This is a genomic window from uncultured Pontibacter sp. (genome assembly GCF_947495565.1).
Taxonomy (GTDB): Bacteria; Bacteroidota; Bacteroidia; order Cytophagales; family Hymenobacteraceae; genus Pontibacter.
This window is the reverse complement of record NZ_CANLZM010000003.1, coordinates 203,773-218,015: the sequence shown is the minus strand read 5'-3', so window position 1 is coordinate 218,015 and position 14,243 is coordinate 203,773. Positions and strand designations below refer to the sequence as shown.

Annotated in this window: 13 protein-coding genes and 1 pseudogene; 4 read left to right on the top strand and 10 right to left on the bottom strand. The window is 49.0% G+C overall.

What is annotated here, in order from left to right:
- Window position 1 precedes the first annotated feature (1 nt).
- Window positions 2-484, bottom strand: coding sequence for a RimK/LysX family protein (locus Q1B04_RS05615; protein ID WP_299756618.1), 483 nt, complete (start codon window positions 482-484; stop codon window positions 2-4).
- Window positions 485-590: 106 nt separating this feature from the next.
- The gene (locus Q1B04_RS05610) at window positions 591-1,787 is read right to left on the bottom strand and encodes a sorbosone dehydrogenase family protein (protein ID WP_299756615.1); all 1,197 of its coding nucleotides are present in this window, start codon (window positions 1,785-1,787) and stop codon (window positions 591-593) included.
- Between the two features lie 73 nt (window positions 1,788-1,860).
- Between Q1B04_RS05610 and Q1B04_RS05605 the strand changes: the two genes are divergently transcribed.
- Window positions 1,861-2,442, top strand: a complete 582-nt coding sequence (locus Q1B04_RS05605) for a hypothetical protein (protein WP_299756612.1) — start codon at window positions 1,861-1,863, stop codon at window positions 2,440-2,442.
- Between the two features lie 16 nt (window positions 2,443-2,458).
- Here the strand turns inward: Q1B04_RS05605 and Q1B04_RS05600 are convergent, their stop codons facing one another.
- The 4 genes from Q1B04_RS05600 to cmk form a co-directional block, all read right to left on the bottom strand.
- Window positions 2,459-3,271, bottom strand: a complete 813-nt coding sequence (locus tag Q1B04_RS05600; protein ID WP_299756609.1) for an alpha/beta hydrolase — start codon at window positions 3,269-3,271, stop codon at window positions 2,459-2,461.
- Between the two features lie 177 nt (window positions 3,272-3,448).
- The gene (locus Q1B04_RS05595; protein ID WP_299756607.1) at window positions 3,449-3,991 is read right to left on the bottom strand and encodes a DUF502 domain-containing protein; all 543 of its coding nucleotides are present in this window, start codon (window positions 3,989-3,991) and stop codon (window positions 3,449-3,451) included.
- 78 nt (window positions 3,992-4,069) lie between these two features.
- Entirely contained in the window at window positions 4,070-4,963 is an 894-nt protein-coding gene (locus Q1B04_RS05590; RefSeq protein WP_299756605.1) for a 4-hydroxy-3-methylbut-2-enyl diphosphate reductase, read from the bottom strand.
- Between the two features lie 7 nt (window positions 4,964-4,970).
- Entirely contained in the window at window positions 4,971-5,675 is a 705-nt protein-coding gene (gene cmk, locus Q1B04_RS05585) for a (d)CMP kinase (RefSeq protein WP_299756601.1), read from the bottom strand.
- 267 nt (window positions 5,676-5,942) lie between these two features.
- On the opposite strand from cmk, the gene ade reads away from it, so the two are divergent.
- Window positions 5,943-7,589 (top strand): adenine deaminase, encoded by a 1,647-nt coding sequence (gene ade, locus Q1B04_RS05580; RefSeq protein ID WP_299756599.1) that lies wholly within the window; start codon window positions 5,943-5,945, stop codon window positions 7,587-7,589.
- 126 nt (window positions 7,590-7,715) lie between these two features.
- On the opposite strand, the gene Q1B04_RS05575 is transcribed toward ade, so the two are convergent.
- Both Q1B04_RS05575 and Q1B04_RS05570 read right to left on the bottom strand, forming a co-directional pair.
- A complete protein-coding gene (locus Q1B04_RS05575) occupies window positions 7,716-8,153 on the bottom strand; it encodes a response regulator (RefSeq protein WP_299756596.1) in 438 nt (145 codons plus the stop codon).
- A 304-nt stretch (window positions 8,154-8,457) separates the two neighbouring features.
- A pseudogene (locus tag Q1B04_RS05570) lies at window positions 8,458-9,438 on the bottom strand (pyridoxal-phosphate dependent enzyme); the annotation flags it as partial.
- Between the two features lie 304 nt (window positions 9,439-9,742).
- Between Q1B04_RS05570 and sucD the strand changes: the two are divergent.
- Entirely contained in the window at window positions 9,743-10,633 is an 891-nt protein-coding gene (sucD, locus tag Q1B04_RS05565) for a succinate--CoA ligase subunit alpha (protein ID WP_119430910.1), read from the top strand.
- Window positions 10,634-11,271: 638 nt separating this feature from the next.
- Here sucD and Q1B04_RS05560 read toward each other — a convergent pair.
- A complete protein-coding gene (locus Q1B04_RS05560) occupies window positions 11,272-12,249 on the bottom strand; it encodes a Gfo/Idh/MocA family oxidoreductase (protein ID WP_299756591.1) in 978 nt (325 codons plus the stop codon).
- Between the two features lie 84 nt (window positions 12,250-12,333).
- Window positions 12,334-13,269 carry a hydrogen peroxide-inducible genes activator gene (locus tag Q1B04_RS05555; protein WP_299756590.1) on the bottom strand — a complete coding sequence of 312 codons (936 nt, stop codon included), beginning with the start codon at window positions 13,267-13,269 and terminating at the stop codon, window positions 12,334-12,336.
- Between the two features lie 167 nt (window positions 13,270-13,436).
- On the opposite strand from Q1B04_RS05555, the gene Q1B04_RS05550 reads away from it, so the two are divergent.
- The gene (locus Q1B04_RS05550; protein WP_299756588.1) at window positions 13,437-13,910 is read left to right on the top strand and encodes a Dps family protein; all 474 of its coding nucleotides are present in this window, start codon (window positions 13,437-13,439) and stop codon (window positions 13,908-13,910) included.
- The last annotated feature ends 333 nt before the right edge of the window (window positions 13,911-14,243 follow it).

Here is a 14,243-nt window from a genome sequence, read left to right as displayed (position 1 = left end):
TTTATATCTGTTTATGTTTGATCTTATACTTGTGGGCCAGGTTTTTACGGGCTACATCCACTATAAAGCGGCCTTTCAGGAGTTTGCGGCCAATTAGCACCGGGTACTTCATGTCGCTGCGGTCTGAGAGCGAGAACTCGGCCTCTATCTCTTCCTCAAAAAGCTTGATTTTAGTACGAATGACAAAACGCTCCTGCTTCTCCCCTATCGAGCTTTTGATCTCGCGCAGGGCGTACTCGGTAAACTCCAGTTTTTTGTGGTTGTACTGCGGGTGCGACGGGTCCAGCAGGTCCAGGCAGATCACCTTGGTACCGTCCGGGCGCACTTCCTCGTGTATATCGGAGCAGTGGATAGCAGAAGTATAGGCACCTGTATCCACCTTCGCCTCAATCTCCTCAATATCAAGTTGCGGGAAAGAGACCAGCTCTCGCCGCCCGATCAGCTTTTTTTCCGGCTTAGGTTTATTTTGTTTATCCTCTTTCATCAGCGGTTAAAGATAATGCGATAATAGCGATTTATGCACTACCACTCGTGAATTTAAACAAAGTATAAAATGAGGGTTTTGGTTCAAGGCGGCGGCGGTATTATACTTACCCGGCATACGTGATGCGGTAGATGGCGTTGTTTTTGTCATCAGACACCAGCAGCGAGCCGTCTTTCATTACCAGCACATCTACAGGGCGGCCCCAGTCGTCCTGCCCTTCCAGCCAGCCCTCGGCAAAAGGCTCATAGCCGGTTACGTTGCCGCTGCCGTCTGTGGTGGCCTGCATAATGCGGTAGCCTATTTTTTCGGAACGGTTCCAGGACCCGTGCTCTGCTATAAAGATGCGGCTCTTGTACTCACTTGGGAACAGGCTGCCTGTATAAAATTTCATGCCCAGCGCAGCGCCGTGCGGGCTAAGGTTCTGTACCGGTGCCACAAAATCGTTGCAGTTGCCCTGGCTCCCGAAATCAGGATCAGAAACAGCGCCTGCGTGGCAGTAAGGATACCCGAAGTGCTGGCCTTTTTCGGTGGCACGGTTCAGCTCATCGGGCGGCAGGTTATCGCCCAGCATATCACGGCCATTGTCAGTAAAGTATAGATTTTCGGTTGTCGGGTGCCAGTCGAAGCCCACCGTGTTGCGCACACCTTCAGCGTATACTTCCAGGCCTGATCCATCCGGGTTCATGCGCGCGATGCTGGCATAAATCGGCTCATCCTCCTTGCAAATATTGCAGGGCGCTCCAACAGGTACGTACAGTTTATCATCCGGCCCAAAGGCAATATACTTCCAGCCATGGTGTGTCTCGCCCGGAAATTCATCGTTCACCACCTCATACTTTGGCTTATTCCGGAAGGTCTGCTCAATGTTAGGGAATTTGATTACGCGGCTAACTTCGGCCACGTACAGCTCCCCGTTCCGGATTGCCACACCGTTCGGCATGTTTAAGCCAGATGCCACCTCTACTACTTCATCTGCTTTGCCGTCTTTGTTCTCGTCCACTATGGCATATACTTTGTCGTTGCCGCGCGTGCCTACAAACAATATCCCGGATTCGCTCATAGCCATGGAGCGGGCGTTATCTACATCTTTGGCATAATAGTCTATCCGGAAGCCCTCTGGCAGTTTTATGCGTTGCAGGTCTTTATCAATGGGGCCAGTGGGCAGGCTAATGCCGTTGTTCTGGTCTGCCTGCTGGTTTTCGGTGGGTCCGGTTTTGGTGGTTTCGCCGTTGTCAGAGCCACAGCTCATACTTACTGCCGAAAGCGCGAAACCCAGGCAAAGCAGTCGTAGTGATTTTCTCATAAGGTGTATTTTTTCATCAGGGTGATACTATAGGTGCGGCAAAAGCCTTACAACTTACATGATACGTATACTCTTGAAGAGACACAATGTTCAAGCAACAGCTACGGCAGGCACTATGTTAAAGTATAAATCAGTTTTGAAAATATTGGCACTGGCCTTAGCCGCTGCCCCCGCCGCTGCACAAGAGCCTGACTCGCTGGCGGTGCAGCGCCAGGAGTACAACAAACAGGCTGGCGTAGAAAAGCTAGAATTGCTTACGTTGCTGCTGCACCAGGCGCTGCAAACCAATAATTTTGATGCCGTTAGCCAGCACCTTGCCAACAAGTATGTGTATGATAAAATGATGCAGCTCGGCACTGCCCCCGTGCGCGAAACACTTCTGCTCTATACCCCCACCGATATGCTCCTGGATTTTCAGCGGGATTTTGGCAAGGTGGTTCAGGATGGTGTGCTGCTAGAGGTAAACTGGCCTGCTACTTACATTAGAGAAGTTACTTTTGCAGATACCCCGGCTGCACATAACGCAGTTATCTTTCCAGTTCAGCTGCACCTCAGTTCTGCTATAGGCATGCCTTTTCAGGTACATTTTAATGTTGCCCGGTTAGATGGCCGCTATTATTTATTGCCGCCGCTGCGTTTGCCGGAAGAGTATTAGAAGCGCAAGTATAGATTTACCCTGCGTTTGAAGTGCGTTTTTTGTGCAGCAACTCGGCTACTTCCTGCAGCAAGTGAGAATGGCCGGTTTTAAGTATAACCAGCTCCCCTTTATCCAACGCATCCATAAAAACTGCCACGCGCTTTGGAGAAATAATTTCATCGTACTCCCCCAGAAACATGGTGACAGGGACCTTGTGCTTATTAAGCAGCTGCACGATTTTACGGATATCAAAATTTAAGTCGCGGAAGCCGACCCAGCTGCGGTATACGCGCAGGCGCTTTGGGGTGCTGTCCATTTGGTGATGCGCAAAGCGGAGCAGGCTTTTGTGCACGAGGTTATACCGGTGCAGCATCCGAAGAAACTTGAAAAAAAACTCAGGCTTTACTACCGTACGCTTAAAGAGTTGCTGCAGCCACCCGGGATAAGTAGCAATATTGTACCAGAAGCTGGTCTTTATACCATCAGGGGCTATCAGGAACAGCTCCCGGATGCGTTGCGGCATGTATTCTACCAGCGTGAGCGCAAACTTGCCGCCCATGCTAAAGCCCATCAGCGAGAATTCTTGGATGCCCTGCTTCTCCAAAAATCGCTCAACAAACCTAGACAAGAACGCTTTGGTGAGCGGCATGTCATACTTGTGCAGCTGGCTCTGCCCATGAAAAAACAGGTCGAAGGCGTAAATAGTATAATCCTCGCCCAACGCCTTCTCCATCGGCTGGTAATAGCTGCTGCCTTGCCCATACCCATGGAAGGCCAGCATCACCTGGCTGCCTTGCCCGATAACTCGGTAATGCAATTTCGACTTATCCTGTATTATGTAAGGCACTTGGAGTTTTGGAAGTTAAAAAGTTTAGGAGTTGGAAAGTTTGGAAGTTAGAGTGTTAGAAAGTTAGGAGTTAAAGAATTAAAAGATTAGGAGTAGTGAAAGATAAAACAAAGAATGCTAATGCGTATACAAAGTATACGTCCCAATAACTTCTCAACTTTCTAACCTTCTAACTTTTTAAAGTTTCGAAACACCGCCTGAAACAATAAACTTCATGACTTCAGAGCTTGGCAGGTCGATAAAGGTGACGTTGCGCTTGGGCACCAGAAACAGTTCGCCGGAGAAGTTGTAGGAGTGCGGAAAGTATACGGCCACTTTATCCTCCACATTCAGCTGCAGCAGCACCTCCTGCGTAACAAAGCCGAGCTTATGGTTCTCGGAGTCTTCTGTCATCTTCACCATCACAGGCCTGTTAAACTTCTGGTTATCACCTACAAAGGCATCAAACAAGTCTTTTATACTTGAGTAGATAATGCTCACGAGCGGCACCTTATGCACCAGCTTCTCCATTATCACAAAGAATGGCTTCACGAAAAAGGAAGAGCCGATAAAGCCTACTACCGTAAGCAGTACCACCATCAGTAGTATGCCTAAACCAGGTATGCCTAAGTCAAAAAGACTATCGAGCCAGTCGATAATACCGACTACGATAAAAACAGTGATAGCGATCGGGGCAATGATCAGGAGGCCGTTCAGGAAATAACGAAAAAGGGTTTTCATGTTATTAGGTGCATAAAAAAGGCTTTGCCGAAGCAAAGCCTAAATTAGCGAAAAGCTTTTATAGTGTATTGCTAATATTTATACTTGCTCTGCCTTTAAGGCTGTTATGCTTGCGGCTACCTGCTCCATAAGCCACATAGGCGTAGAGGTGGCGCCACAAATCCCTACGCTACCAGCTTCGGCAAACCACTCCGGCTGCAGTTCTTCTTCGCTTTCTACAAAGTAGCTGTTAGGGTTATGCTGCTTACATACGCTATATAACGCTTTGCCGTTGGAGCTTTTCTTGCCGCTTACAAACACAATCACATCATGCTCTGTAGAGAATTTGGCCAGTTGCGGTTCGCGGTTAGATACCTGGCGGCAAATACTGTCGTTCGCATCGAAACCAGGCACTGCCGTACTGTCTTGGTTAGCCTGCTGCAGCCGCTCCTCAATCAGTGATTTTATATGGTAGAAGCCCTTGGTGCTTTTGGTTGTCTGGCTGAAAAGCGTTACAGGACGTGTAAAATCAATCTTCTCCAGGTCTTCCTCTGTAGTTACAATGATAGCTTCGTCGCGGGTTTGGCCGGCTAAGCCTATCACCTCCGCGTGGCCCACCTGGCCGTAAATAACTACCTGCGCGTTGGCTGGCTTGCCTGCGTCGAAGGCGTGTTTTACGCGGTTCTGCAGCTTCAGCACTACCGGGCAGGAGGCATCTATCAGCTCGATGTTGTTTTCAAGCGCCAGTTTATACGTTTCGGGCGGCTCGCCGTGGGCACGAATCAGCACTTTGCAATCGCGCAGCTCTTGCAGCTGCTCACGGTCTATAATGCGCAGCCCTTTTTTGTAGAGGCGGTTCACCTCCATACTGTTATGCACAATATCTCCGAGGCAGTACAGTTCCTCGCAGCTTTCCATTTCATCCTCGGCCATTTGTATGGCAAACTCTACACCAAAGCAGTAGCCGGAATTCTTATCTATGGTTATGTTCATTTTAGCTTCAGTTCTGTTGGGCCGCATACTCGTTCCGAAGCAGCTGCCCTGTTACGCGCTCAATTACAAACTCAACTTGCTCATCTATCGTCATGTGCGAGGTATCGAGCAGGTGCGCGTCCTCTGCCTGGCGCAACGGGCTCTCGGCACGTGTGGAGTCGATCAGGTCGCGTTTCTGCAGGTTCTCCCGGATCTCATCATAGTTTACCAGTTGCTTCTTCTCCAGCAGCTCATCCTGGCGGCGTTTGGTGCGGGTGTCTACGTCAGCAGTCATAAAAATCTTTACTTCCGCATCCGGAAACACGGCTGTGCCTATGTCACGGCCATCCATTACCACACCGCGCTTGCGCCCCATCTTCTGCTGCTGGGCCACCATAGCCCGGCGCACCTCTGCTATCACGCTCACCTCGCTCACCATGTTGGAGATATACATCTTACGGATCTCATCTTCAACATTCAGGCCATTCAGGTAAATCTCGTTGCGTTTATTTTTAGGGTTGTAATGAAACTCGATGTCAATGTTATCAAGCGCCTCATTAATTTCCTTAGGGTTAGTGAAAGATACGTGGTGCTCCAGAAAATATAATGTAACCGCACGGTACATAGCTCCGGTATCAATATAGGCATAACCAAGTTCGGCGGCTACAAGTTTGGCCGTAGTGCTTTTACCGCATGAGGAGTACCCGTCGAGCGCGATTACAATTTTCTTCATAACAGAGGGAATCAAAAAGGGAGTTTAGTTTGAGTCGCAGGGGCAGGGCATGTTGCCGCTCTTGCTTTTTTTCAGGTATTTAGCCGTTTTTTTCTGCTGAGGTGTTTTGCTGGAGCAGCCAGCCAACGTACCTGAGGCCAGAAAGCCCGCTAAAACGATATATGAAATTAACTTTTTCAAAGCGACTGAATTTGATGCAAATATAAGGTAATTTGCCGGTTTAAGCCCACCCATTGCGGGCAATTTTAAGTCTAACATTTACAACCTATGCATACCGACCATACTGTATCCGGACACATCATCGACATACATAACCAGGAGATTTACCAGGGCACGGTCCATTTGTCAAACGGCCGCATTTCCGAAATAGTTCGTGAGGCCACCGACAGCACTAATTACATTCTACCGGGATTTGTGGACGCACACGTGCACGTGGAGAGTTCTATGCTGGTACCCTGTGAGTTTGCCCGCCTGGCTGTGCCGCACGGTACGGTAGCCACCGTTTCAGACCCGCACGAAATCGGCAATGTATTAGGCATAAAAGGCGTGGAGTACATGGTAGAAAACGGAAAAAAAGTGCCATTCAAATTCTATTTTGGCGCACCATCCTGTGTTCCGGCCACTCCTTTTGAGACTGCCGGCGCTGAGATAACGGCCGCCGACATTGAAAAATTATTCCAGCGGGAAGAGATTAAGTATCTGGCCGAGATGATGAACTGGCCAGGAGTGCTGAACCGCGACCCGGAGGTGATGGAGAAAATTGAGCTGGCCAAAAAGTATGGCAAAGCCGTGGACGGACACGCCCCAGGCCTGATGGGTGAGCAGGCAAAACTGTACGCTTCCGCCGGCATCACCACCGACCATGAGTGCTTTACCGCCGAGGAAGCTTTGGATAAACTGGCCGTAGGCATGAAAATCCTGATTCGGGAAGGCAGCGCCGCCAAAAACTTTGAGGCACTTATACCGCTGCTGCCAGAGCACTACCAAAACATCATGTTCTGCTCTGATGATAAGCACCCCGACAACCTGGTGGAAGGCCACATTAACCTGTTGGTAAAACGTGCCTTGGCCAAAGGCAATAATCTGTTTCAGGTGCTGCAGGCGGCCTGCGTAAACCCCGTAGAGCATTATAAACTGGAGGTTGGTTTGCTGCGCGAGGGCGATGCGGCTGATTTTATACTTATAGACAACCCCGAAAACTTTAACGTGCTGGCCACTTACATCAATGGTGAGTTGGTGGCGGAGAAGGGCAAATCTAACATACAATTTACGCCAAGCGAGGAAATAAACAACTTTGATACGGACGTGAAGGTGGCGCAGCAGTTTGAAGTGCCAGTAGGAGATGCCAACAAAATCCGGGTAATCGAAACATTTGACGGGCAGCTGATAACCAAACAAGTATGGGCAACGCCGCGTGTCGAGAACGGGTTTATACTTTCTGATGTGGCGCAGGACGTACTGAAGATTGCCGTCGTAAACCGTTATCAAAACACTATACCGGCTGTGGCATTTATCAAAAATGTAGGTTTAAAAGAAGGAGCCATCGCCTCTTCCGTCGGGCACGACTCGCACAACATTATTGCTGTGGGCGTGGACGATGAAAGTATAGCCAATGCCGTTAACCTGATTATCGGGGCAAAAGGCGGTGTGGCCGCTGTGGGTATGGGCAAGGAGCATCTGCTGCCGCTGCCGGTAGCAGGCATTATGTCGGCACAGGATGGCTACAAAGTGGCTGAGGCTTACGCAGCAATTGACCAAATAAGCAAACAGATGGGCAGCACCCTGGAGTCACCGTTCATGACGCTCTCTTTTATGGCGCTGCTCGTTATCCCTTCGCTTAAGCTTAGTGACCAGGGGCTGTTTAACGGAGACACCTTCCAGTTTGTGCCGGTGGCAGAGAAGGTAGAGAATTAAAATTCAGGAATTTCAGATACCTAAGTATACTTGCTGCTTTAGGTTTACCAAAGCATAACACAAAAAAGGCGGGTCGCTACCATGGTAGCGACCCGCCTTTTTATACTTTATTTACTAGCTGCGATGCTAAGAATCTTCACGTTCTTCCTGAAAATGCTTTTCTAGCAAGTTGCTTACTTTTTCGGCAGTCAGGGGTTTAATAATATACTCGGCATTATACTTCTTTGAGTTCGCTGTATCCTGTGGGTGCGTAGATGTGGTAAGCACCACCATCACGATATGCTTCCTGAAATCTGCGTCGAGGCGCTCGTACAAGTCCAGCATCTCAAAGCCATCCATTACCGGCATATTTATATCCAGGAAGATCAGCTCCGGACGAAAGTAGTCTTTGCTCTCCGTTTCGTAATTGTTGTTGCTTACGTTATATAGGTAATCAAAGGCCTGCTTGCCGTTAACGAACGTGCGGATATTTTCTGTTACCTGCATCCTGTCTAGCAAACGCTGGTTCAGGAAGTTGGTCGTATCATCATCGTCAATAAGTAATATACCAGACAGTTTTCTCATATAGTTCATTAGTCACTCATCAGCCCAAAGGAAATAAAAGCCTGTTGTGCCTGCTTACAAAAGTATAAAACTTCTGATAATCTACATACATAGAAGCTATCCAATTTACTAGAAAGCTCATGCTCCAGCTTTTGCCACTTAACCACTTATGCCGAAGAATGTCGGGGCCTAACAAATTGGTTTTAGTGTAGCTGCTAATACTTAAGCGCTTGTTTTTATACTAGATACAGCGCTTGGTGTTACCACTCAAAAATAAAAACCCAGCAGTTTTACCGAGCTTTTATCCTTGCATGCTGTTGTTTTAGTCGATGTAGCCTTGCTGGCGCATCCAGTCATCGTTGTATATTTTGCCAAGGTAACGCGTACCGTGATCTGGCAGCAACACCACCATAATATCGTCTTCGGTCAGATGCTCTTTAGCATACTCCAGCGCACCATGTACTGCCGAGCCGCATGACCAGCCTACAAACATGCCTTCTTCCTTTGCCAGCCTGCGTGTCATCAGGGCTCCGTCTTTGTCGGTTACCTTCACAAAGGTGTCGATCAAGTCGAAGTTTACGTTCTTTGGCAGGATATCTTCCCCGATGCCTTCGGTAGCATAAGAGTAAATCTCATTCTCGTCGAACTCGCCTGTCTCCTTATACTTTTTAAATACCGAGCCATACGTATCGATTCCTACAACCTTGACAGCTGGGTTTTGTTCTTTTAAGTACTTAGAAATCCCTGAAATAGTGCCTCCCGTGCCTACGCCTGCAGCAAAGCAGGTAATCTCCCCCTCAGTTTGATCCCATATCTCAGGGCCGGTACCTTCGTAATGCGCTGCCGTGTTCGACATGTTGTCATATTGGTTCGGATAGAAGGAGTTCGGGATTTCCTCGTTCAGGCGCTTTGCCACGGAGTAGTATGAATCCGGGTGGTCAGGCGATACATTGGTTGGGCATACGATAACCTCTGCTCCTACCGCGCGCAGGATGTCCATTTTCTCCTTGCTTTGCTTATCAGCTAGGGTAAAGATGCATTTGTAACCTTTAGAGATAGCAGCCAGAGCCAGGCCCATTCCGGTATTGCCCGATGTGCCTTCTATAATAGTACCGCCTGGCTTCAGGATACCGGCTTTCTCAGCATCCTCAATCATTTTAACGGCCATGCGGTCTTTTACAGAGTTACCTGGGTTAAAGTACTCTACTTTTGCCAATACCGTGGCTTTAATTCCTTTTGTAACGTTGTTTAGCTTTACAAGTGGCGTGTTACCGATTGCCTCGGTGATATTATTCAGATACTTCATCAGTTCTCTTTTTGAATTTGGGTGCAAAGGTAAGGAAAATAAGTGAATTCGCTGCCCATTCGGCCTTGGTTGCCTTGTAGCAAAAGTGGCCAGCCGCCTGCTCTGAAATGGTTAGCATCCAAAGGTATAGCCAAAAAAGCGGTTACTTAGGCTGGGCAGCAATTTGATAACCACCTGCAGCGGGCAGAGGTTCCTTGCAGCAGGGTATATTAGCGGTAACTATTTTTTGCACAGGCCACAAAAAAGCCTATTTTTGCACTACCTAATAGTTCGACCGTCAATACATAAACTAAAAAAGATACACATGAGTGTTTTAGTAAATAAAGATTCGAAAGTGATTGTGCAGGGCTTTACTGGCTCGGAAGGTTCTTTCCACGCATCACAGATGATTGAGTACGGCACAAACGTAGTTGGTGGTGTTACTCCGGGCAAGGGCGGCTCTAACCACCTTGACCTGCCAGTTTATAACACAGTAGAAGACGCTGTGAAGAAAACCGGAGCTGATGTGTCTATCATTTTCGTGCCACCGGCTTTCGCTGCTGACGCTATCATGGAAGCTGCTGCTGCCGGCATCAAAGTTATTGTGTGCATTACAGAGGGTATCCCGGTAAAAGACATGGTGGCTGCTAAAAACTACCTGAAAGGTAAAGATGTTACCCTGATCGGACCTAACTGCCCGGGTGTTATCACGCCAGGCGAGGCGAAGGTTGGTATCATGCCAGGTTTCGTGTTCAAGTCAGGTCGTATCGGTATCGTTTCTAAATCCGGTACATTAACCTACGAGGCCGCTGACCAAATCGTGAAAGCTGGCCTTGGTATTTCTACAGCGATCGGTATCGGTGGTGACCCAATCATCGGAACGCCTACCAAAGATGCTGTTGAATTGCTGATGAACGACCCTGAGACAGACGCCATCGTAATGATCGGTGAGATTGGCGGTAACTACGAAGCAATGGCTGCGAAATATATCAGCGAATCTGGCAACAAAAAGCCGGTAGTTGGTTTCATCGCTGGCCAAACTGCTCCTGCAGGTCGCCGTATGGGCCACGCGGGTGCTATTGTAGGTGGCGCAGATGATACTGCTGCTGCTAAAATGAAGATCATGCGTGAGAACGGTATCCATGTGGTAGAGTCTCCGGCTGAGATCGGCGATGCAATGGTAAAAGCCCTTCAGGAAGCTGGTATCAACGCTTAGTTATACTTAGAAAGTATACTTTAAAGTATAAAAACAGGCTGCTCTTTTGGGCAGCCTGTTTTGTTTTTAATGCCTTAGTTGTTTGGTTGATCTTGCCGCCTCGTGTTTGCAAGCCATGTAAGCCATACTTCTAAACCTTAGTTATACTTTCATAGCTGCTGATTCTGGCAACTTGAGCCAGGCTATCTTTACTAGCTGCTGCTGTTCCTCAGTCTTACATATCTATTGTTTCACCTCTGGCTTTGGTTCCCTCAAGGCCGAGAGGCCTCGCCTTCGGGCATCGCGCTGGGAGCTTTTCTTTGCTCGCTGTCGCTTTGCAATCCCTGCGGGACCGAAAAACTCCAAAGGCGCTCAACCCAAAGGCTGGGATCAGTTTCCAATAGCCGCTGCTGACGGAGCTTCAGCAGAATTCCCCACCTTAGACAAGGAGGGGTTAGGGGTGGTTGGACCCGGCGTTGCAGGTACTCCCTCCCCTGTTTTTAGGGGAGGGCCGGGGAGGGGTAAAAAGTCCCCCTTAGACAGGAATGGACTAAAGCTAGATTAGCCTTATACTTTAAATCATACTTTGCCACGAATCAAAATTCTGATTATTTCCGAGGCATTTCAGAGCATGGCCACTGCGAGGTTTGATCTATATGCTATCCTCTCCCCACAATCTGATCCATCACCCAGGATGTACGCGCGGCTGAAACAGCAGAGCCGGGGCATTTGCCTTTTCCGGTTAGCTCCTCCACAATAGATTGTATAAAAGGCTGCTGCACGTGCTGCGGGGGCGGGAGCAGAAACTGTTCTGTGCCAGCGGTGGTTTCCAAGTATATAGGCTCTTTGGCAAAAGTGGGGAAGGTAATGCGGCCTGCGCTGCCGACAATTTCTATACTATCTGTTTGCTGTTGCTCTGCCACGCTAAAGCACCATACACCACTGCCCAGTACTCCGCTTTGGAACTTGAACTGTGCCGTCACCAGATCCTCTGCTTCGTACAACTCGGCTTGGTTTACTACCTGACCAGAGGCTGAAGCAATAGGCCCAAGTATAAAATCAAGAATGTCGAGCTGGTGAGGTGCCAGATCGTGGAAGAGGCCGCCGCCAGATACCTCCGGCAGAACGCGCCACGGCAGCTCATTCTTATACTGATCCGGTTGCAGCGGCTGGTACAGCCTAATGTTCACGAAGCGGATTTCTCCAATAGCCTTACTTTCCAGCAGCTCCTTTACTTTGTTAAAAGAAGGCTGGCTTCTGCGGTAGAAAGCCACAAACAGCGGCACGTTGGCCTGACTACAAGCTGCGATCATCTCCTGGCACTGCGCATAGTTCAGGGCCATAGGCTTCTCTACATACACAGGCTTACCGGCAGCAGCTACCATTAAAGTATAAGCAGCATGCGAGTCGGGGGGAGTGGCAATGTATACCGCATCTACTTCAGGGTTCTGAATGAGCTTTTCGGCATCATCATACCACTTAGGCACGCCATGCCGCTCTGCATAATCCCTTGCTTTAGCTCCGTCGCGCCTCATCACGGCCACCAGCTCCGAGTTTGCAACCTTACTGAAAGCCGGGCCGCTTTTTACTTCTGTTACGTCGCCGCAGCCAATTATCCCCCATCTTACTTTTTGCATTGCTCTATTTTTTTCTTGCTTCAATTCAGTACCCGTTGCAAGCAGCCTGCTCCGGTGAAACCCAACCAGCAGCCTTTACACACGTTATTTTACGGCCACCACCTTCGCTTTTTCGCGGTTTTTTATACTTCCCGGAATACAGCTGATGATCTCCTGGCGCAGCGCTTCAATCAGCTTTTTCTTTAGGAAGCTGCGGTGCACCACCAGGCTTACCTCACGCAGTGGCTGCGGCTCTTCGAAGACATGTACCATCTTTTGCTTTTCCTCCGGCATCTCCAGCACCGACAGTTCCGGAAGCAGCGTCAGGCCGTGCTGCGTTTCTACAATGCGCTTCAGGGTTTCCAGGGAGCCGCTCTTATAGTCCAGGTGGCTACCGGTACCTGAGCCGCTTCGGTTGCAGATGTTGAGCACCTGGCTCCGGAAGCAGTGGCCTTCGTTCAGCACCCACAGCTCATCCAAGTCCAGCTCGTCGGCGGCAATGTACGACTGCTTTGCCAGCGGGTGGTTCGGGTTTATGTAAGCTACAAAGGCCTCATAGAACAGCGGCAGCTCTTTTATACTTTTATTTGCGAGTGGCGTCACCAGCAGGCCTACATCCAGCAGCTCGTGGTTCAGCTTCTCTACTATCTCATCGGTCAGCAGCTCCTGCACCACCACCCGTACCTGTGGGTGCTTCTCCAGGAAGCTGGTGATGAACAGCGGGATCAGGTAAGGGGCCAGCGTTGGGATAACACCGATACGCAGCTCCCCGCTCAGCTCCTGCTTCTGGTTCTGCACCAGCTCCTGTATCTTCTTGCTCTCGGCCAGCACCACGCGCGCCTGCGCAATGATCTCCTTCCCCAGCTCGGTTGGCCGCACCGGCACGCGGCTGCGGTCGAACAGCTGCACACCCAGCTCCTCCTCCAGCTTCTGCAGCTGCATACTTAGCGTGGGCTGCGTTACGAAGCAGTGCTCGGCGGCCGTGGCAAAATGGCGGTGCGTGTCTACGGCCACCAGGTACTCTAACTGTACTATGGTCATAAGGGATACTCTATAAAAATGCGGCGCCTATACTTTGTACTTCAGGCTACACAAAACTACATCATAAACTATATCTATCAAAGTATAAAAACAATCGATTTGATAGATAATACGAATAATGCGATCTTTGTATCAACAATTAAGCGAAATACGACACAAACGAGACCATGGAAAAACTATCGAATATAGGATTACAGAAGGAAGACAGCAAGCAGGTGGCAGAGAAGCTGAACGAGCTGCTGGCGAACTATCATTTATACTATCAGAACCTGCGCGGCTTCCATTGGAACATTAAAGGCGTGTACTTTTTTCAGCTGCACGAGAAGTTTGAGGAGCTGTATAACACGGCTCTTGGCAGAATAGATGCCATTGCCGAACGGATTCTTACCATCGGGCAGCAGCCGCTCCATACTTTTTCGGATTACCTGCGCCTGTCAAGTATAAAGGAGGCGGGCAATCTGAGCGATGGCCCTGAAACCGTAACCGCCACACACCAAAACCTGAGCACGCTGCTGGACCTGGAGCGCGACATACTAAAGCTGGCCGCTGAAACCGGCGACGAAGGTACGGTTAGCCTTATCAGCGAGGACATCCACGAAAACGAGAAAACGCTCTGGATGCTGAAGGCCTTCCTGAGCTAAAGTATAAGATCAGTTAAACTTCACGCGCACTGCGCATTTTATACATAGCTTACTTAGAACATAAGCTTGGCACGGCAGCTAAAATTATCTCCTGTTGTTTAGCCCCGCTGCCAGGCTTATACTTTAGTTTTGAATCCAAACCAGACTAAAGCGCAATGGGCTATTTATTAAAACTAGTCCTACCAAAAACATATAGCTAAGAGTAAAGCACCTGCAGTTTCTGTGGGTGTTTTTTGTTAAATTTACTTTTTTGGTATGACGGGAAACTGCAATTACTTATACTTTTAAATATCGTGCAGTGACTTAGAAGTTGGTATTTTGCTTTTGCGTTGG